The sequence below is a fragment of the Niastella soli genome, from assembly GCF_017742245.1.
Lineage (GTDB): Bacteria > Bacteroidota > Bacteroidia > Chitinophagales > Chitinophagaceae > Niastella > Niastella soli.
This window is the reverse complement of the sequence record NZ_JAGHKO010000010.1, coordinates 355,902-376,540: the sequence shown is the minus strand read 5'-3', so window position 1 is coordinate 376,540 and position 20,639 is coordinate 355,902. Positions and strand designations below refer to the sequence as shown.

14 protein-coding genes are annotated in these 20,639 nt (G+C 43.2%); 7 read left to right on the top strand and 7 right to left on the bottom strand.

The genetic code is table 11. The features are described 5' to 3' along the window. Positions 1–225 precede the first annotated feature (225 nt). Entirely contained in the window at positions 226–1,458 is a 1,233-nt protein-coding gene (locus J7I42_RS25820) for an exo-beta-N-acetylmuramidase NamZ family protein (RefSeq protein WP_209141772.1), read from the bottom strand. A gap of 327 nt (positions 1,459–1,785) precedes the next feature. On the opposite strand from J7I42_RS25820, the gene J7I42_RS25815 reads away from it, so the two are divergent. The 7 genes from J7I42_RS25815 (at position 1,786) to J7I42_RS25785 (ending at position 13,679) form a co-directional block, all read left to right on the top strand. Continuing rightward, the gene (locus J7I42_RS25815) at positions 1,786–2,076 is read left to right on the top strand and encodes a hypothetical protein (RefSeq protein ID WP_209141771.1); all 291 of its coding nucleotides are present in this window, start codon (positions 1,786–1,788) and stop codon (positions 2,074–2,076) included. Between the two features lie 1,077 nt (positions 2,077–3,153). Beyond that, on the top strand, positions 3,154–6,093 hold the full coding sequence (locus J7I42_RS25810) for a M16 family metallopeptidase (protein ID WP_209141770.1): 2,940 nt from the start codon (positions 3,154–3,156) through the stop codon (positions 6,091–6,093). Positions 6,094–6,268: 175 nt separating this feature from the next. Further along, entirely contained in the window at positions 6,269–7,732 is a 1,464-nt protein-coding gene (locus J7I42_RS25805; RefSeq protein WP_209141769.1) for a serine hydrolase domain-containing protein, read from the top strand. A 164-nt stretch (positions 7,733–7,896) separates the two neighbouring features. Further along, positions 7,897–9,912, top strand: coding sequence for an alpha-L-arabinofuranosidase C-terminal domain-containing protein (locus tag J7I42_RS25800; protein WP_209141768.1), 2,016 nt, complete (start codon positions 7,897–7,899; stop codon positions 9,910–9,912). A gap of 155 nt (positions 9,913–10,067) precedes the next feature. Next, entirely contained in the window at positions 10,068–10,898 is an 831-nt protein-coding gene (locus J7I42_RS25795; RefSeq protein WP_209141767.1) for an MBL fold metallo-hydrolase, read from the top strand. 156 nt (positions 10,899–11,054) lie between these two features. Continuing rightward, on the top strand, positions 11,055–11,615 hold the full coding sequence (locus J7I42_RS25790; RefSeq protein ID WP_209141766.1) for an RNA polymerase sigma factor: 561 nt from the start codon (positions 11,055–11,057) through the stop codon (positions 11,613–11,615). Between the two features lie 9 nt (positions 11,616–11,624). After that, positions 11,625–13,679 carry a hypothetical protein gene (locus tag J7I42_RS25785; RefSeq protein WP_209141765.1) on the top strand — a complete coding sequence of 685 codons (2,055 nt, stop codon included), beginning with the start codon at positions 11,625–11,627 and terminating at the stop codon, positions 13,677–13,679. Positions 13,680–13,735: 56 nt separating this feature from the next. On the opposite strand, the gene J7I42_RS25780 is transcribed toward J7I42_RS25785, so the two are convergent. The 6 genes from J7I42_RS25780 to mprF form a co-directional block, all read right to left on the bottom strand. After that, positions 13,736–15,232 carry a GH3 family domain-containing protein gene (locus J7I42_RS25780; RefSeq protein ID WP_209141764.1) on the bottom strand — a complete coding sequence of 499 codons (1,497 nt, stop codon included), beginning with the start codon at positions 15,230–15,232 and terminating at the stop codon, positions 13,736–13,738. 337 nt (positions 15,233–15,569) lie between these two features. Then, positions 15,570–16,166: a short chain dehydrogenase gene (locus J7I42_RS25775; RefSeq protein ID WP_209141763.1), complete on the bottom strand. Its 597-nt coding sequence runs from the start codon at positions 16,164–16,166 to the stop codon at positions 15,570–15,572. Between the two features lie 6 nt (positions 16,167–16,172). Then, complete coding sequence (locus J7I42_RS25770) at positions 16,173–16,394, bottom strand: hypothetical protein (protein ID WP_209141762.1); 222 nt, start codon at positions 16,392–16,394, stop codon at positions 16,173–16,175. An 80-nt stretch (positions 16,395–16,474) separates the two neighbouring features. Beyond that, a complete protein-coding gene (locus J7I42_RS25765; protein ID WP_209141761.1) occupies positions 16,475–17,335 on the bottom strand; it encodes a helix-turn-helix transcriptional regulator in 861 nt (286 codons plus the stop codon). 27 nt (positions 17,336–17,362) lie between these two features. Next, positions 17,363–18,028, bottom strand: coding sequence for an AcvB/VirJ family lysyl-phosphatidylglycerol hydrolase (locus J7I42_RS25760; RefSeq protein WP_209141760.1), 666 nt, complete (start codon positions 18,026–18,028; stop codon positions 17,363–17,365). Positions 18,029–18,032: 4 nt separating this feature from the next. Beyond that, a complete protein-coding gene (mprF, locus tag J7I42_RS25755; RefSeq protein ID WP_209141759.1) occupies positions 18,033–20,630 on the bottom strand; it encodes a bifunctional lysylphosphatidylglycerol flippase/synthetase MprF in 2,598 nt (865 codons plus the stop codon). Positions 20,631–20,639 lie beyond the last annotated feature (9 nt).

The window sequence follows — 20,639 nt, the reverse complement described above, 5'->3', positions numbered from 1 at the left end:
GTTAACCTGTTGATCAGCTAACAAGGCGGAGTTGATAGCGTTGATTATGTTGATATGGGAAGGAGGTAGGTCACCTGCGCCAAGGCTTCGGCGACCGAAGGAAGTAAGAGGTAGGAAGTAGGAGGTAAGAAGTAGGAAATGCAGATATTCATACTTCCTACTTCCTACTTCTTACTTTGGCTGTTATATTCCCAGATACTTGTTTATTGTTAATTGCTCCTGATCTTACGGGTACAACAAATACTTCTTCCGCATCTGTTTATATTGCGACAGGCCCGGTTCCCAGGAGTCCTGGATCTCTTTTACTGATTTGCCTTCCATGATCTGTTTTTTGAATTCGGAAACGCCGGCCAGGTAATCGATATTACCGATCTGTTTGCTGATAGACCGGTCAAAGAACCGGGCTTTATCAGGAAATGCGTTATATAATTCAATCATCCATTCAATATTGATCCTTTTGGTTTTGCGGAGTTTTGATACATCATATTTGCGCAGATCGATCCCGTAACAAACTTCATTCATATATAACGGGGTTTCACTCATGCCCGGAATGCTAACCGGAGTAAAAGAAAAGGAGTATTTGTCTTTTAACACCGGCGCGCCCAAAATGGTAAAGGGAAATTGGGTGCCGCGACCCAGGTTAACGGCAACCCCTTCAAACAAACAGGTAGATGGATATAATAGAATGCTTTGCTGTGTATTTAAATTGGGAGAAGGTTTTACCGGCAGCACATAGTCCATATCATGTTTGTAATTCTTTACTGGAATAATGGTGAGCTTACAGGTTTTTTTGCCGGGCAGCCAGCCTTCGCCGTTGATCATTTTGGCAAATTCGGCAATGGTCATGCCATGGGCAATGGGAATAGGAAACTGCCCGATACCGGATTTGTTTTTCATATCGAGAATAGGGCCATCCACCAGGTAGCCATTGGGATTGGGCCGGTCGAGGATCAACAGTTCTTTATTGTTTTCAGCGCAGGCTTCCATCACATCCCGCAGCACGTTGATATAGGTATAAAAACGGCAACCCACATCCTGTACGTCGAAGATCATTATATCAACATCGGCCAGATCGGCTTCTGTTGGTTTTCTTTTAGAACCATATAAAGAAATGATTGGAATGCCGGTAGCTGAATCGGTCTCATCAGTTACATGGATCCCGGCACTGGCCTTACCCCTGAAGCCATGTTCGGGACCAAATGCTTTTACGAATTTTACCCCGCGGTTTATAAGGCTATCTACCAGGTGTCTTTTGCCAATGATGGTAGTAGGGTTGGCCAGAATTGCTACCCGTTTATTTTTGAGAAGCGGAAGGTATTTATCAGTTTGATCAGCACCTGTTATGATCTGGACAGTAGGCCGGGGGGCGTAGGCAGTGGGTGCCTCCGGCTTCTTACTTTCTACTTCTGATCCCAGCATTAAAGAAAACAAAATAGCCATTACACTGTATAGCCTCATAATTGAAAAATTGAATGAATTAATGATCGATCTTCTTCCTTTCTGTTATATACCCAAACCGAACAAAATTTGTGCAAATGCTAAGATAACTTCTTCAACACTTCCTGATGCACCGCCCTGTAATTTTTTTGCTTTTTAATTGCTGGTTTTCACGTTTCTGCATCGCTGACTAATAATATCATTTAACAAAAGTTCAAAGAGTGCAAAAAGGCGCAACAGGCAACAGGTCTTACGAACTTAATAACAAACAAATGCGAAACCTGATTTTCCAGTCAGCTGGATAATTTATCAACACTACAACCTTATGCCAGTCAAAAAAACAGCTGTATGCGAAGGTTATGCGGGGGGAATTGCTTCGGGTATGGGCCGGGAGGACGCTGGGGTTTGTTCGGGTCTTGTTCGGCTTTTCCCAATGAAAACCGGGTGTTTCCCTTAGAGAGACCCGAAGAAATCCCGAACAATGATGTGCTTAAACCCAGCATGATACTAATGCAATATGGAAGGCAATTGCGGGCGGCTCAGGCGGTTGGGATGGGAGTTGTTGAGGAATGGGGATTAAATTTTTACGGTCTGGAATATCCGGTGCGGCAATTAAGCCCCACTTACTGGCAATGGTAAACCTTGGTTTTTAAAAGATATGGACTGTCCTGGCACAACCTGCCTGTAGCATTATAAGAAACCATTCTGGCCCTTATTTTACCTTAGTAAGAATAATCTCCATTCGGCGCAATCAAAGGCTTTTTAGGCCTATTATCGCTTAGATGTCACCGAAATAGGTGTATATCTATACCGAAACCATGTTAAGTCCTGGTCATCCTGCAGTTTACTTCCAGTCAGATTCTCTCCAGATGTAGTCCTACAGGCCATTTCCCGCCTAAAAACGCCACTGAAACGCCACCGAAATGCCACCAAAACGCCACTGCTCAGTGGCATTTTTGTGGGATTTTCCTTGCCGTTCGGTGGGATATTTAGTATATAAGTGATATATATCACTAGGATCTGCACTATGTCTGACTAGGGTCCTGCCCGGTTTTTATTATGCTTTTATCACCATATTAAGCAGTTGTGTTTAAATTCCCCAACTTTTCAACCTGATCCTTAGGATGTGTTTTTGCGTTAGATCGCGTGGCTGGCAATTAGCATCACTTTTGCTATAACGTTAGAGAAAACGTCTTGCCGCCAAAATGAATAGAGAGGGGAATTTGTCGGGATCGTGGGCGCATTAGGTTTCTATATCGGTATAGATGCAGTTCGATCTGGTTCCTGTGATTTTAATTCAGGCTATTATCGGTAACAGCCGGCTGGCAAAGAATAGTTGGGTGGCCGTCAGAATGTAGCGTAGTTGCCTGGAAGTGGTCAGGAAGTGGTCATACTACCGGAGTCTCCAGCGCATACTCAGAGCTCCCCACAACAATGCTATCAAGCCAAACTAAAAGTTGACCAGGATCAAAGACTTAGCCCTAATGCCGGTTTTTTATGCGGGGTGCCGGCCTACGCAAACCGTTCGTATGTGATATAAACCAGTTATACAGTTTTCGGCAAAAAAGTGTGGCTTTCAGGGGATACTTGCAGCCTTAGACCCGTTTTACCAATAGTCTAAACTTTTTGTTCAACCCGCTGGCAATTGAGGCATGCTTTTGACTACATGATTCCCCCTCCGTTTTTCAGCAAAAAAAATGATGTAAACCACGTATTATGCAATTCAACAAGGTTTTTGCACTCTTATTGCTCCTTTCGGCAGCCTGTGAAAGTATGGCCCAAAACAAATTCCAGTGGAAACAGGCGTCTGCTGGTGGCTACACCTATAAATATGTGACCAATGACCCCATGCAAACCAGGTTTTATACCCTGAAGAATGGATTATCGGTCATTTTAACTGTTAATCACAAAGAGCCACGTGTTGTATATCGCATGGCGGTGCGCACCGGCAGCAACAACGACCCCAAAGATCATACTGGGTTGGCCCATTACCTCGAGCACCTGTTGTTTAAAGGGACCGATAAATATGGCTCGCTCGACTGGGCAAAAGAAAAACCGTATTTAGATAAGATCGATGCCTTATACGAGCAATATGGCGCTACCAAAGATTCTGCTGCCCGTGTAGCCATCTATCACAAAATAGACAGTATTTCCGGCGTTGCTTCGCATTTTGCCATAGCTAACGAATATGATAAGTTAATGAGCAATATTGGTTCGCAAAAGACCAATGCCCATACCTGGGTGGAGGAAACTGTTTATGAAGAAGACATTCCATCCAATGCAGTTGATAAATTCCTGGCCGTTCAGGCAGAACGTTTCCGCAAACCGGTGTTCCGCCTGTTCCATACTGAGCTGGAAGCCGTATATGAAGAAAAGAACCGCTCGCTTGATAATGATGGCGCCAAAATGCAGGAAGCCATGATGGCAGGGCTGTTCCCCACGCATAACTATGGACAGCAATCAACTATTGGCACCATTGAACATTTAAAGAACCCTTCTTTAATTGCCATCAGGAACTACTACAACAAATACTACGTGCCCAATAACATGGGGATTATTTTGTCGGGCGATTTTGATCCAAATGCAATGATCAAAAAAGTAGAGCAGACATTTGGCTATATGCAAGCCAAACCTGTACAGGAATATAAGAGCGCACCCGAGAAGCCTATTACAGCCCCTGTTGTGAAAGAGATCTTTGGACCTTCTGCCGAGAACATGCGTATTTGTTTCCGTACTCCTGCCGCCAGTGCCCACGAAGCCATGGTGCTGGACCTGGCATCATCCATATTATCGAACGGGAAAGTTGGTTTGTTCGATCTGAACCTGAATATGCAACAGAAAGCTCAGGGTACACAGGCTGGCTTGATGCAATATAAAGACTATGGGGTGTTTATAATGGCTGGTATGCCGAAACAGGGTCAGAAGCTGGAAGACGTGAAAGACCTGTTGATGGGTCAACTGGAGCTGTTGAAAAAAGGTGATTTCGATGAAAGCATGATCAAAGCCATAGTGGCCAATACCAAGTTAGACCTGTTGCAGGCGCTCGATAATAGTACCAGCAGTGCACAACAGTTAATGGATGCATTTATCAAGAACCGTTGCATGCAATGGGATAAACAGGTGTCGTACCTCGATGATATGGCTAAAGTTACCAAGACCGAACTGGTAGCTACGGTAAATAAATACCTGAACGATAAAAACTATGTGCTGCTCTATAAAAGGATCGGCACGGATAAAAGTATCGTAAAAGTAGAAAAGCCAGCCATTACACCCATTGAGACCAATGCCGGCAAATCATCTGATTATGTAAAGAAGATGGAAGCTATTGCCGTGGGTGATATTCAACCGCTGTGGCTGGATTACGAAAAGGATATCAACCTTTCAAAAAATGGCATCGCTGATGTATTATACGTGCAGAATAAATCGAACGAGCTGTTCACTTTGTACTATCAGTTCGATATGGGCACCTGGAATAATAAGTTGTTGCCCCTGGCTACCTCCTATCTGCAGTTTTTAAGCACTGATAAATATTCTGCAGAGCAGATCAGTAAATCATTTTACAATATTGCCTGTAACTTCAACATCAGCGCCAGCAATGAAATGACCACCGTTGTAATAAGTGGATTGCAGGAGAATTTCGAAAAAGCGGTGGGTTTGTTTGAAGAGGTGCTGGCCAATTGTAAACCCGATGAGGCTGCATTGGCAGCATTGAAATCGCGGGTAATGAAAGCAAGGGCCAATGCCAAAGCCAATAAACAAAGCATCTTGCAGGGGCTGATCTCCTATGCCCGCTATGGCGCTAAAAATCCGTTCAATTCCGCATTAAGCGATGCAGAGATCGATCAGTTAAAAGCAACTGACCTGGTGAACGAGTTGCACAGCCTGATGCAGTACAAACACCGCATCATGTATTATGGCCCACTTGCCAATGATAATTTTAAAAATACCATTGCCAAATTGCATACGTTGCCAGCCAGTTTTAAAGCTTATCCTGCAAAAGTGAATTTTACACCAGCGGTCCAAACTGCCAACCAGTTGTTGTTCACCAATTACGATATGGTGCAAAGTGAAATTGCCTGGATAAGGAACGATGTGGGTTACGATGCTAATAAGGAAGTAGTGGTGAATGTATTCAATAACTACTTTGGTGGCGGTATGGGTTCCGTTGTATTTCAAACCATCCGGGAGTCAAAAGCGCTGGCTTATTCAACTTATGCTATGTACAATACACCTTCTAAAAAGGAAAATCCTTTTTATATGATGGCGTATGTAGGTTGTCAGGCCGATAAAATGAATGAGGCCATCAAAGGCATGAATGAATTACTGACCGAACTGCCAGCATCTGAACAACGGTTCGAACTGGCCAAAACAGGTTTCAAAAAAGACCTGGAAACCAAACGGATCACCAAGGAAGGTATTATCGATGCTTATTTGACTGCCCAGCAAAAAGGTTGGAAAGGTGATTTCCGTAAAGATGAATATGCGGCCCTGTCTGCCCTTAAACTGGAAGATGTTCAAAAGATGCATAAGGAACAGATCAGCGGCAAGCCTTATACGTATTGTGTAGTGGCTTCAGATAAAAAGATCAAACTCGATGACCTGAAGACGATCGGTGAAGTGAAGACGCTGACCCTCGAAGAGTTATTTGGGTATTAAGCTGGTGGCTTGATAAGTTAACGAGTTAACTGATTAATATAGCCTGGTAAATTGATGTCGCTTTGGCGGCCTCGGTTTACCAGGTTTTTTTATGGGGGAATGAGCTGTAACCTGTAACCGCTTTCTGGCGTCTGAAGGAATATTTTCCTTATCTTTTTATAAAATATTAACCATAATGTATAAGTACTATCTGTTATTAATAGGGCAGATCATAATTTATGCCAATACGTTAGGGCAATCAAAACCGGTTTATTCAAAAGAAGTGGAAGACAGGATAAGAAAAGTGGAAACGAGTTTGGCCAGTTGGGTGCAATTTAAAGACAGCAGCTTGTGGACGCTTGCTGACCGGATGGTTTATTACCGCGTACCGGGTGTCAGTATTGCTGTAATTAAAGATTACAAGATAGATTGGGTGCGTGGATATGGATTGGCCGATTCTGCCGATCAACGGAAGGTAACTACCACTACCAGATTCCAGGCCGCTTCCATCAGCAAATCGCTAAACGCGCTTGGGGTCTTACGCCTGGTTGATAAAAAACAGCTGGACCTGAACGGTGATGTAAATAATTACCTGCGCAGTTGGAAATTTCCCTCAGACTCCTTTACGCAACAAAAGAAAATAACGCTGGCGCATCTGTTGAGCCATACGGCGGGATTAGGTGTGCATGGTTTCATGGGATATACTTACAAGGATACTATTCCTACAGATAATGAAATACTCGATGGCAAAAGACCTTCCAATTCACCTGCTGTAAGAAGTTTTGCTGAGCCTGGTAAAAAAATGGAATATTCCGGTGGCGGTACCATGATCACCAAGAAAGTGATCATAGATAATACCGGTATGGACTATGATAAGTATATGGAAAAATTCGTGCTTAAACCACTTGGCATGGAGCACAGCAGCTTTACGCAGCCGCCCTCTCCGAAGATCAGTTCACAATTGGCAGCCGGTTATACCATGGCCGGAGCGATGCCCGGTAAATTCAATATTTATCCTGAACAGGCGCCTGATGGTTTGTGGACAACGCCGGAAGACCTTGGCCATTTTATCATTGAAATGCAGCTGTCATTACAAGGGAAGTCAAATAAGATCTTATCAAAAGAAATGACCACTACCATGGTCACACCCTTTGGTAATAAGTCATCAGCGTTGGGTGTAATGACAGATAATCGCGGCGGGATCCATTATTTCAGGCATGGTGGTTCTAATGTTGGATATAAATGCGAGTATGTTGCCAGTATGGATGATGGGAACGGCCTGGTAATTATGACAAATAGCGATGAGTACAGTATCATTCCCGAGATCATCAACAGTGTGGCCGCCGTTTATCAATGGAAAGACTTTTATAAACCGAAAATAAAAACAGTAATATACCCCGATACCAACAAATTGAAAGAGTATGTGGGGAAATACAAAATCAATAATGCTACAGTAACTTTTAAGCAGGAAGACGGCAATCTTTATCTCAGCACGAATGGAAATCCCTTTTCGCGGGTGTATTTTGAATCGGAGGATACCTTTTTTATTTATTCTGAGCCGGGTACGACGGTTCGTTTTGGCCGGGACCAGCAGGGGGTTGTTGTTACCCTGATCATCCGTAACGGCGATGAGGAAATGCGGGCTGAGAAAATAAATTAAAGAACGGCAGATGGCAGACGGCAGATGGCAGACGGCAGATGGCAGACAGCAAATGGCAGACGGCATTAATCAGTCGGTAATACTGGCGCAAACGTAGTATAGGCTTTTGGCTTGCAGCTTTTTCCGTACATTTAGTGTCAATTATACGATTAAACACTTGCTGTATGAAAAGACTGACCTGCTTTCTTGTATGTATTTTTGTTTGCATGGGTGTGGTGGTTCAGGCCCAAATGGACCAGCAACTCGTAAAAACCAAAAGCCCTTCGGCCGCCAAAGCCATAAGTCCCAACCTCTTTGGTATTTTCTTTGAAGACATTAACTACGCGGCTGACGGCGGTTTGTATGCAGAGTTAATTCAGAACCGGTCATTTGAATACAGTGCCAGCGACAAACGCGACTGGAATTCCCTGACCGCCTGGCAATTTACCAAGGAAGGGTTTTCGTATGGGACCATTTCTGTTGAGACCAGCTCACCGGTCCATTCCAATAACCCGCATTACGTAGTATTGAATATAGAAGAAACAGGCCGGGATGGCGTAGGGTTGAACAATACCGGTTTTGATGGCATTGTAATAAAGGCTGGCGAACAATACAATTTTTCTCTTTTTGCAAAACAACTCACGGCAAATGCGATCCCGGTAACAGTGCAGTTGCGAAGCAAAAAAGGAAACCTCACTAATGAAGCTACTATCAATACCGATTCAAAAGACTGGAAAAAATATACCGCTACATTGACCGCCACCCAAAGCGATGACAGCGCCATGTTGGTAATTGTTGCGAAAGCGACCGGTAAAATAGCGCTGGATATGCTCTCCCTGTTCCCGCAAAAAACATTTAAGGACCGCTCTAATGGTTTACGTGCTGATCTGGCGCAGACTATTGCCGATCTGCAACCGAAATTCATGCGTTTCCCCGGCGGCTGCCTGGTACATGGCGATGGATTGGGCAATATGTATCAGTGGAAAAACACCATTGGGCCATTAGAGCAACGCATTGAGCAAAGAAATATCTGGAGTTACCACCAGTCTGTTGGTTTGGGCTATTTTGAATATTTCCAGTTTTGTGAAGATATTGGAGCCAAACCATTACCAGTTGTAGCAGCAGGTGTTAGCTGCCAGAACTCGGGTGGTACCTGGCGTATTGGCGGCACAGGACAAAAGGGATTGTCTGAAGCCGAGATGAAAGTGTACATCCAGGATGTGCTTGACCTGATAGAGTGGGCCAATGGCGCGTCTACAACAACGTGGGGGGCTAAACGCGCAGCGGCTGGTCATCCCGAACCATTTCACCTTCAGTATATAGGGATCGGCAATGAAGACAAGATCACGCCGGTTTTTAAAGAGCGTTTTAAAATGATCTATGAGGTAGTTCATGCCAAACATCCCGAGATAACTATTATTGGCACAACAGGCCCTTTTCATTCCGGCGAAGACTACGATCTGGGTTGGAATTTTGCAAACGAAGTAAAAGTGGACATGGTTGATGAGCATTATTATGAAAAACCAGAATGGTTTATCAATAACCTTAAACGTTATGATAATTACGCCCGTGCCGCTTCAAAAGTATATGTAGGAGAGTATGCCGCACATGATGTGAAACGCAGGAATACGTTGCGTTCCGCTCTGGCAGAAGCATTATACATGACCTCGCTGGAGCGTAATGGTGATGTGGTATTGTTTGCTTCCTATGCGCCATTATTAGGCCGTAAGGGGCATACCCAATGGAATCCCAACCTGATCTATTTTACCGGAACACAAATATGTCCCACAATAAATTATTATGCGCAAAAGCTGTTCACCAATAATGAAGGGGATTTATATTATCCCAATGTTATCACTGCCAATGTAGCAGACACTGCTAAAACTTTTGCAGCTTCCTGTGTAAAGGATAGCAAAACTGGCGATGTTATTCTAAAAATAGTAAACAGGGATTCCATTAACCTATCTGCAAAAATAAACCTGTCTGGATTGGGCGCATTGAATACAAACGCAGTGGTTACCCTGTTGAGCGGCGACCCCGATGCCGAGAACAGTTGTGAGAGTACCCAAAATATAACACCGAAAACATCGAATATTACTGTAAATAAATCTTTTACTTACCAGGCACCGCCAAGTTCATTAACAGTCATTAGGATCCATACAAAGTCCTCCGGTAAAAAAGTAAATGTGGGTAAAAAATAAATCATCCCGACACAATAAAATAACATAGTGTATAACGGTACTGGTCCCGACAAAGTCGGGACTCTTTTTTTGCTTATTGGGTGTAATTAGTAATTTTGTTGTGTATAAAGTATCATAGCGATCTGCCTGCCCATTAAAATCATTTAATCAGTACTATGAAAAAACTAAGTCTAGTTTTATTGGGATTGGTCATTTCCTGCCTTGCTATTTCCCAAACCTCCACTCAATATGAAGTATATGCATTAAAGTATTCATCTATAATGAATGATTCTACTTACACGGCACATGAAAAAGACAGTGTAAGCGTTGATTTCATGATCTGGCTGATCAAGGGGAATGGGAAATATATTTTAATGGATGCGGGCTATTTGTATAGTGTGGAATCAGCGAAGAATTTTGATGTGATCGATGACCTGCGGCCCGATTCTACGCTGCAAAAGCTGATGTTGAAACGGGAGGAAGTCACAGATATTATCCTAAGCTACCAGCACCTGGACCATATTAGCAGTATCGATCTGTTTCCCAACGCCCAGGTATGGGTGCAGAAAGATGATTACAATTACTTCACTACTACGGCCTGGCAAAAAGGTGGCGTAAACGGCGAGTTCAACAGAAAGGAAGTGAAAAAGCTGGTAGATGTGCATGGTGCCGGCCGGGTAACGCTGTTTGAAGGATATAATAAAGAGATCATTCAGGGATTGAAAATGTTCCCCGGTTCAAGAAAACCATCGTTACCACAATATGCATTGGTAAAAACAAGCGTGGGCAATATGGCACTTGCTTCAGACAATATCTGGATCTATTACAACTCCGATTTTGTAACGCCAGCGCCTGCGTTCCGCACCTTCGATGCCAATGGTTATATAAAGGCCATGCAAAAGATGCAAACGCTGGTGAATGATGAGAAATTGATTGTACCCGGTTATGAAGGCTCTGCCTTCACCAAATTCCCCATAATTACGGAAGGGGTCATCAGAGTGAAATAAACAACTTACAGGTATATATGAAAGGTCCTCCTGATGCCAGGAGGACCTTTTTTATTTGGGTTGCATCTGGGCGGATTTTAGGGTATTTTTCAAAAATGTACCCATCCCGGGGTGACCTTTTATTATTTTGACCATTCATTACATAAAGATTCATACATGCAGGATCAAAGGATTATAGAATTGATTGGGTTAAACAAGCACGATCAGGCCCTGTTGGCACTGTATAAGAACTTTCCGGCCGTACGTAAGATGATCCGGTTGAAAGGCGGCAATGCCCAGGATGCAGAGGATGTTTTCCAGGAAGCCCTGATCATTTTATGCAGAAAGGTCAAAGAAACGGAATTTGTTCTCCACGCTCAATTAAGCACCTACCTGTTTAGTGTTTGTCGTTTTCTTTGGAAAGACGAATTGAAGAAAAGAAAAAAACAATCGGTACTTGATTTTGAAAGTGGTTTGAGCACGATGGAAGAGCAACAATGGGAGGGCTGGGTAGAAGAGGAAGCCCGCATCGGCCTGGCTGAAAAAGTAGTTCGGGAATTAGGGGAGCGTTGCCGGGAAGTATTATTACTCTTTTATAACGGCGGTATGAAGCTAAAAGACATTGCAGCCAAAATGGGGTACAGCTCAGAAAACACGGCAAAGAACCAGAAATACAAATGCCTGGAAGCTGCAAAAAATAAATTGAGAGACATGAAACAGGCTATTCAAACCATTTAAAGTTGTGTTATGAGAAATGAACTGGAGTTAATAGCAACTATTGAAAAATATTTGAACAATGAAATGTCTGCTGAGGAAAAAGCAGCATTCGAAAAAAATATGGCAGCCGACCCACATCTTCAGGAAGCGGTAGCCCTTCAACAAGAAGTTATGCAAGGCATAAACAATCTTCATTTAAAACAGAAAATACAATTGGCACGCAAGCGGTATTACCGGCATAGAAATCTTACAAGATGGGGGCTAACCGGTTTGGTGATCATTATTACTATTATTTCAATTCTTTATTATTTAAGGCATCACCATACCTATAAGGAAAAGCATGCTGTTGTTGAACTTAATGAGCAAGGTCAGCAACAATGGGCCGATGCTGACAAAAGGCTGATACCACAGGTGTTTGTAATAAATGCTGGTAATGACACCATCGTGGAAACAAAGGGCGGACTGGTGATACAGGTACCGGCCAATGGATTCCTTGATGAAAACAAACAACCGGTTACCGGCAAAATGGAATTGATCATAAAGGAAGCAATGGATGCTGCTTCCATAATGCGTGCAGGGCTTTCAAGCACATTTGGGATTCAATTACTGGAGAGTGCGGGCATGTTTTTCGTAGATGCACGAAAAGATGGAAAGATAATATCAATTAATCCAGCTACCGGTTTGTATATAGAACGACCAACCGATACCTTGTTACCAGGAATGAAATTGTTTAAGGGGAACCGGTTAGCTGACGGACGAATTGATTGGGTTAACCCGAAACCGCTTGAACAGGATCTTACACCGGTTGATATAAACTTACTGAATTTTTATCCGCCTGGATACCTCGACTCTTTAGCAAAATGGGGTTATAATTACAGGAATAAAAAATTTACAGATAGCTTGTATTATTCTTTTTCAGATCTCTTTCTGTACCCTTCGTATCTTGAAGAAGAAGGGGAAGATGTTGATAATACACCAAAATATAAACACACCCCGAAGCCATGTGGCATCAACCCTGCCAGGATAAAAGCTATCTGGAGTAATAAGTTTCAAAACACCTTGTTGGCCACCCGGGAATTTGAGGAGCGGCTTAGGTACATCTATAAAACCGATGACAACAAGGTACTTGATCTGTATGTAAACAATCTGGATAAAAAATTGTCGGACATCGACTCCATGGTTACACGTTTGATAACGGGCACGTTGAAACAACAATTCCTTGTCTTTGCTGCCCGGCACGACGGGAAAGTAAAGATAAGCTCAATACTCACTCAAAAACTGCGTCAGTATTATGAAACCAAAACCAGCATCTTTATGGAAGCAGTTGCTAAAACAAACCGGGAGTTTTGGAATAAACAGATGCAGATGGATAGTTTGATAAATGAAAGGCAAGTGAAGCATCAAAAGGAGTCGCAGGAAAGAACGTCCCGTCTTTTTAAGGAAGAACTGGACCTTAATCTGAAAAATGTTTATCATCAGTTAGGGTACGATACAGGTTTTACCCCGCGTATACCTACAAATAAAGTATATAAAGTGGCAATTAGGGAGACGGGCTGGTATAATATTGACCGGTTTGTAAATGAAGAAACGGCTACGCGTACATCAGGCAATTATACAGACCCGAAAACCGGTAAAACGGCCACCATCAAATACCAGCCGGTTTCCTTCCTGGTAAATAAGCAGGAACAATTTGATACGCTCTTCGTATACCTGCTTCCCGATAAACTCAGCAGCTTTATGAGGTTGACCCAGGTAAACGGGAGGTATGCAGAGAACCTGAACGAACAGATAAAGTACAAACTGGTTTGCATTGCCTGTAAAGGCGGTCGCATGTTCTATTATTTGTTGTCCGGCATTGAACCGAAGGTTTATACAGAAATTGAGTTAGTTGAAATAAGCCAAAATGAACTGACGCGGGTATTGAACAGGGAAGGAAGTGCCCAGCAAGAATCAGACGTTCAAAAGGAGCTGGCATTCTTTCGGTTTTATAACAATGATGTAAAAAGACAAAAGCGTAATGCCGAATTAGAGGAACTAAGGTGGAGGATGTTCCCTATTATTTATCATTGTATGGATGCTAAGTAAATGCAGACAGCCTTCAGTGAATTGAACTGAAGGCTGTTTTAATATATTTTACGGAATTATAAGGATAACACTTTCTTCAACTGTCCGGCAAACTGATAGTCATTTCTGGCATGCGGCACTTTCTGTTGCATGCCTGTTTTGCCAGATGCTTTCAGATAGGTCTCAAACCCACCTTTAGGTACAACCGTGATCTTTAGTGGTTCAATGGCTTTATGCGTTACTACATCTTTATAAGAAAAATTTCTTGTGCAGATCTGGTTGTCAAGGCGTTTGGCGAAATCTTCCATATCAGCAGGCGATTCACCAAACTCTATAAACCATTCGTGATAGGGGAGCGATCCATCATCCATTATATGGGGTGCCACCGTGTATTCTACTATGGTAGCGCCACATGCCGCCGCTGTTTCTGCAATCGACTTCTCCGTTTCTTCCACCGTCACGTGCTCGCCAAAAGCGGAAATATATTGGGCAATTCTTCCTGTAATTTCAATCCGGTGTGGGAAAACTGTTTTAAATCGTACGGTATCGCCGTTGATATAGCCCCACAAGCCGGCATTGGTGTTTAATACCAGGGCATAGTTTACACCGGGTTTCACATCGTTCAGTGATACCCTGTTCACCTGTTCTTTACCAAGTGTTTCTACCTCTACAAATTCAAAAAAGATCCCATTGTTCAGGATCAATTGCATGCCCCGTTCATTCAGGCGGTCCTGGTATGCCAGCAGCCCTTCGGTAGATGGATAGGTCTCGAACACATCAAATGGCATATTGATGTATTTCTTTATTTCCGGCATAAAAGGTTCATAGTCCATTCCGCTTAAAATGAGCAATTGGAAGTTCGGGAATAACTGGTTGAAATCCTTCCCGGTTTTTGCTTTGAGCGACCTGAGAAAAACCAGCAGCCATACAGGCATGGCTACTATGATACGGATGTCATTGGCTTCTGCCAGATCGATCATAGCCTCGATCCTTTCTTTGTAATCGGGAATGGCGTTTATTTCATCGGAAGGCAAACGGAGCCATTTATACCACCAGGGAACACAACTGTTTCCAATAGTGGAGATGGGCGCTGTTTTAATCCCATTGATATACTCAAAAAAATGGCCATCGGAAAAGAACAGCGATTTGCCCTTTAAAAAAGCCAGCTTTTTATTTTTATGAGAATAAGTAAGAGGAGCATATTGTCCGCCGCCAATATGGTTTTTAAGCGAGTCTTTTGTTACCGGAATGTATTTCGTATTGCTTGTAGTACCGGATGTTTTACCAAAGAAGGCTGGCCGGCCTTTCCATAATACGTCTTTTTCACCTGATTTTATTCTTTCAATGTACGGCAGTAATTGTTCGTAATTCCGCAGAGGCACATGTTGTTTAAAATCTTCATAGGTGACTATACTGTCAAATGAATGGTCTTTCCCGAAAGCTGTATGCTTTGCTTCATCAACAAAAGAATGCATAAGTGTGTCCTGGCAGGCTATGGGATCAGCCAGCATATCGGCCACGCGTTTGTACTTGATCCTGATAAAGGACGACAAAAAGGAATCTACTAATTTCAAGGGTTCTGGGGTTTAAGAGTGATCCGATCCTGCAAAGGTAGGAAGGCTTTTTAATTATACAATTCGCTGTTTGTAATTGATTCATAACCAGTTTTTTGATAGTAAATAGCAGAGGGCAGAGGGCAGAGGGCAGAGGGCAGAGGGCAGAGGGCAGAGGGCAGAGGGCAGAGGGCAGAGGGCAGAGGGCAGAGGGCAGAGGGCAGAGGGCAGAGGGCAGAGGGCAGAGGGCAGAAAAATTTTGGGCGGCGTAAGATAGTTATTAATCTCAACAGTCGCGAGCAAACCCACAACTCACAAAATAAAAAGCCCCGGCCATTACAGTCAGGGCTTTACGCTCTTAGTGAAGTTTAATTACCTGTCCGGTATTTGCGCCCAATACACTCTTGCGAAAGCCATATTCCAATTGCTTCATGGTTACCGGCATTTCACCGGGAAAAAAGGGAAAGTATTGTGGTGAATTTTCAATAACGGAGGGACTAACCGCATTGATGCGGATACCTCTTTCCAGTTCAATGGCGGCAGCCCGCACAAAACCTTCCACAGCTGCATTGGCGGCAGCCGCATTGGCAAAGTTCTTTTGCGGGTCATGCGTTAAGGCGCCCGTAATAAGGGTGAATGAGCCTTTGGGATTGATATAATGCTGTCCAATTAGCACCAGATTGATCTGACCCATCATTTTTCCTTCCACGCCTTTCCGAAATGCCGCGTCGTTCAGGTTTTTCCAGGGGCCTACATAAGTAGGGCCAGCTGTTGAGATCAATGCGTCAAAAGCGCCCACTTTCTTATACATGTTTTCTATTGATTCCGGTGAAGTGATATCCAGGGGGAGATCAGGATTACTACGATCTGTACGAACCACTTCATGTTCTTTTTCAAAAGCATTTGACAAATAAGTACCCATAGTGCCGGAGGCACCCACGATTATAATTTTCATCTTTTGTTATTTATATGTTTTTTTAGAAAAATGACGTATCAGGAATTCGAGGAATGGCAACGCGATGAACACCATCCAGGGAACGAGGGCAATGGTTAGAATAAATGTTCTTACATACAAGGAAAGCATGGACAACTGCTGCCCAAAAAGAAAAAGGAATAATGTAATAGAAGGATAAATAACCAGCCAGATCTTAAGAGCGGCTAATAATCTTGCTTTTGCTATCATCTTGAGTTTGTTTTTTCGTTACTCAAAAGTAGCCCGGGAGATACCCGTTAAGATAGGATCGTTGTGGAGTTGAATAGGACTTATTTGAAGTTCTTTCGGAATGCTTCAGGGGCATGCCCCGTGTGTTTTTTGAAAAACCTGATAAAATAGGAAACATCTTCGTAACCCAGGAGATCGGCAATGTCTTTTACCTGGTTGGAAGTGGCCAGCAAATATCTTTTTGCCTCAAGGATGATCTGTTCGTTAATAAGCTCGGAAACTGTTTTACCTGATGATGTTTTTGTAATGGCGTTTAACTGGTAGGGCGAGAGATTTAATAATTCAGCATATTGAGAAACGTTTTTTAGCCGGTCTATGTGGGTCTCGAGCAAATGGTTAAAGTCCTCAAATCGTTCCTGGGTGTAAATTCCTTCCGGCTTTGCTGTTTCTTTGGGGTTACGGCTTTGGCGGAGATATTCTATAAAGAAGATATCGAGGTTTGCTTTTATTACTTCCGCATAGCCTTCCTGTTTTGCGACAAACTCGGCATGGATGTTTTCCAGTAAGGAGTGCAGTTTTAAATATTGGGCGGCTGCTACCTGGCAATGATTTTTACTGGCTGCCTTTTTCCATCGTTGTTCGGAAATAGTATGCTTAGGCTGGTAAAAGGTTAAATCAAATTCCATTAAAAAGCCTGTACTGGCTGCCTGCAATTCCAGTTTGTGTACCTGGCCGGGGCGAAGGATGAAAATGGTATGATCGTGTATAGGGTAGGGAATAAAATCTATTTCATGTATACCCTTTCCCTGCTGCAAGGCCAGAACAAAAAAGAAATTGTGTTTGTGAAGATCATGTAACAGGTTATTGCCATTTAGCACCTGTTCCATAGCCCGGATGCTGAATTGACCGCCATCTTGTTGTTTAGGGGAGGAGACTAATTGTCTGACAGGGATGGTTTTCATTAGGCCAAAGGTAGCAAGCTTCTCCGATCATTTAATATACTTTAATACATACGATGCCACCTTATCGGTTTTATCATCAAAATGATGGCCACCTTCTTCCGTTATCACTAAATGATTTTTAGTAGTGAGGTTTTGAACAGGGAACTGACTTTTTTCTGTTCCCAGTATAAATAATATGGGTTTGGGAATTTTATTTACTTCATTTATCACACTATAAGCATCATGCGAGGCAATGCCGATCATTTCAGTCAGGTGAACCTCGAAATCTGTAGAAGTATAAGGAAGCATCAATACCATATCGCTTACTTTTTTTGTAAATGGGGTGCCTGCATAATTGTATAAAAAGGGGGTAATGTCCGCACCAAAAGAATATCCTATTAGTACCACACTGTCGCGCTTCCATTGCGCCAGGTATTTATTAATAAGCTGGCTTAATTCCATGGCCGTTGCTGCAGGCGTTCTCTTATTCCAGAAATATTTGCGGGCATTTAATGCCAGTACCGGATAACCAGCTTTGTTTATTGATTGCAGGAAGTTATCGGAAAAGCCAGTCCAGCCGCCATCGCCTGAAATATAAAATACGAGGGGTTTGGTGGTATCGTTAGCAGGGAATGTTTTTATAGGTAGCTGTGTGTCCTGTGCACCTGACCATTTAAATGAAAATAACAGGGCAAGGACTATAATATATTTCATACAATCAATTTGTTTTCATGACAGCATTCAAGGCAAGTGGCAGTTGCAGCAGGTCGAAATCATGATCGTATACCAGGTATTTGTTTTCCCAAAAGCTGGCATATTTTTCCTTGAATTCACGCAGACCCTGGTAATGCTGAAAGCGTTTTATTTTAAGCGCGGCCAGTTTTACCACTCTTTCAGCCATGTTCTCAGGTTGTGTAATGCCGGTCATAGGCACCATACCCAGGTTAATGTAGGCTTTATTTTGGGTGCGTGCATATTCTATGAGTTTTATGATCAATGCATCCATGGCAGCAGGGGGGGCGTCGGCAGTTTTTCGGATCAGATCGTACGTGCATTCATCTTCTGCATAATCGGGTATAATATTGAGAAATGCCTTGATCTTTCCTTCTGGGTCCTTTAATAATATTATATCCTGTTTTTCCAGTTCACTTTTATCGAACATGCCCTGAGAAAAAATGGCTTCTTCCTTATTAAAGCTTTGTAGCCAGTCATCAGAAACCTGCTTCAGCTCCTGTAATATATTGGTTTCATGCGGGGCTTTTTCTATGTGTACGGTGAAGCCTTTTTTTTGTAAACTGTTCAGCCCATTGCGCAATGATTTTTTATCTCTTCCTTCAATACTGAAACGCGTTACATCAAGGATGGCTTCCTGGCCGATCATCATCCTGCTTTTACGAAGCCGGGTAAACCAGGGAATGCTGCTTTCATTCACCCGGTAAAAAGCTGTATGTAAACCCATTTTTTTGCAATGCTGATCGAATTCCCTCAGGATGCTGTATTTGTTTTCAGGCGCGGAAACAGGTTCTTCCAGCACTATAGCAAAACCGCGTGCAATACGATAGGCAATAAAGCCTTCATGCAGATCTGAAAAGAAATAGAGTTTGTCCTTGTAGTATTTAAAATAATCCACTGCCGAGTTCCCAAACTGTGCCAGCAAATTATTTACTCTTTCGCGGGCGTTTTCAGGTTCTGCGTGCTTTTGCAGCCCTGGTCTTATGAGGGAATACAACAGGAATCCCCAGGTTACAAAACCGGTAACTCTTATCACCCACACAAATTCATTACCAAATCTGGTAAGAGGGCGTAGTGTGGTATCCTGCATCAGCAAAAACATTTTCAAGGTATGCAGCAACGATTGTTGCCAGGTAAAGTCTACACCAAAATGTTTTTTATCAATAAAATAGAAACTGATAAATCCGAACAGCATTACGGCTGCCACACTTATGGCGGCTGTTTTTAAACCCGCTTTTATACGTTGTCTGCTGCTTTGTATCCGGTACTGCGATCTGGTAGCCAGTAATAACAGCATAGTAAAAGCAGCCAGGCTTGCTTCTTCATAATCGAGGGCTTTAGTGAGGTGACCTACCAGCGAAAAGAAAGCAAGGCCAATCGCCATGATCCAGGCATTACGCAAACCTTTCAATAAAAAGGCGGAGGTTACCAGCAGGGCAAGGCCTGTAAAAAGCACCAGCATGTTACTGGCATGAATGCTGCTCAGGGGCAGGTATTCGCGCAGGAGGCGCATTCGTTCATGCACGGGTGGGGTTATAGCAGAAAGGATGTTGATGATGCCCAGCATAAACACCAGCACTACCGGCGCCATTCGGGCAAACAGTTTTCTGCCTTTCCAGCTAAACGCCACCAACCCGCCAGCCAATGGAAGCCAGAATTCAAATATGCGGTACAAGATGGTAATAGATAATGCTTGTGGGGCCGTATAACCAAATTTTTGAAGTATAAATGCCATGAAAAGCTCCACTGCTCCCAGGCCACGCAGGAACGGCGAAATAACCATCATTAACACGGCAATAATGTACGCCGCTGCCGATGCGCTGAATGAAACAGGTAAACCCAGTGCCAGCATGGCCAGGTAAATATGCAGTATGCCACAACCCTCCACGCCAATAGATAAATAAGTGGCGTTTACAACCCCGGATCTTTTTACATCGGCTGACAGCATTTCATGCATCCGTGCTGAGAAGGAAGGGAACCGCTGTTCGATCCAGCGGTAAGGGCCTTTTTTTTGTTTTACGGTAATGGCAATTCCGGTTAGCAGAATAATAATAATAAGCAGGGTTAGTAAGCCCAGCCAGGCGCTGCCTAAACCATTTATGCCAAACATCGTATAAAGAACAACTGGCAGCCCCACTAAAAATACCGTTAATAAACCAGTGAAGGCATACAACGCACTGGCCTGATGTACCTGTAATCTGTTAAAACCCTGCTTGCGTAATTGTGAAGGGAAATAGGCGAGCGCGCTTACACCTCCTGCAGGAAGAAATACGCTGATGAGGTTACGTTTCAAAAACAGGGATACCGCATGTGACCATTTTAAACGAAGGTGTACCGCGGCAAAAGTCTTTACATACATGCCGCTTTGTAACAACACACAGGCTATTGAGATAATGAATGCTGCCGCCAGCCAGGTCCCATTGGCTTGTTTTATCTGGGGAACTATCGCCAGCAATTCTTTTCTTTCGCTCCTGAAAAAAACAATGGCCAGTAACAGGATCACTACCGCTATAATTTCACGCCAGTAAACCTGTGGGGACGCTGATTGTATTTTCAAGCGGGTAGCTTTGATCAGGTTAGCCATAACTTAAAA

Excerpts from the sequence above, each read along its gene's own strand:
- J7I42_RS25770 (WP_209141762.1), bottom strand. The coding sequence starts at position 16,394 with ATGATAGCAAAAGCAAGATTATTAGCCGCTCTTAAGATCTGGCTGGTT.
- J7I42_RS25790 (WP_209141766.1), top strand. The coding sequence starts at position 11,055 with ATGCAGGATCAAAGGATTATAGAATTGATTGGGTTAAACAAGCACGAT.
- mprF (WP_209141759.1), bottom strand. The coding sequence starts at position 20,630 with ATGGCTAACCTGATCAAAGCTACCCGCTTGAAAATACAATCAGCGTCC.
- J7I42_RS25820 (WP_209141772.1), bottom strand. The coding sequence starts at position 1,458 with ATGAGGCTATACAGTGTAATGGCTATTTTGTTTTCTTTAATGCTGGGA.
- J7I42_RS25815 (WP_209141771.1), top strand. The coding sequence starts at position 1,786 with ATGCGAAGGTTATGCGGGGGGAATTGCTTCGGGTATGGGCCGGGAGGA.
- J7I42_RS25805 (WP_209141769.1), top strand. The coding sequence starts at position 6,269 with ATGTATAAGTACTATCTGTTATTAATAGGGCAGATCATAATTTATGCC.
- J7I42_RS25800 (WP_209141768.1), top strand. The coding sequence starts at position 7,897 with ATGAAAAGACTGACCTGCTTTCTTGTATGTATTTTTGTTTGCATGGGT.
- J7I42_RS25760 (WP_209141760.1), bottom strand. The coding sequence starts at position 18,028 with ATGAAATATATTATAGTCCTTGCCCTGTTATTTTCATTTAAATGGTCA.
- J7I42_RS25795 (WP_209141767.1), top strand. The coding sequence starts at position 10,068 with ATGAAAAAACTAAGTCTAGTTTTATTGGGATTGGTCATTTCCTGCCTT.
- J7I42_RS25785 (WP_209141765.1), top strand. The coding sequence starts at position 11,625 with ATGAGAAATGAACTGGAGTTAATAGCAACTATTGAAAAATATTTGAAC.
- J7I42_RS25810 (WP_209141770.1), top strand. The coding sequence starts at position 3,154 with ATGCAATTCAACAAGGTTTTTGCACTCTTATTGCTCCTTTCGGCAGCC.
- J7I42_RS25775 (WP_209141763.1), bottom strand. The coding sequence starts at position 16,166 with ATGAAAATTATAATCGTGGGTGCCTCCGGCACTATGGGTACTTATTTG.
- J7I42_RS25765 (WP_209141761.1), bottom strand. The coding sequence starts at position 17,335 with ATGAAAACCATCCCTGTCAGACAATTAGTCTCCTCCCCTAAACAACAA.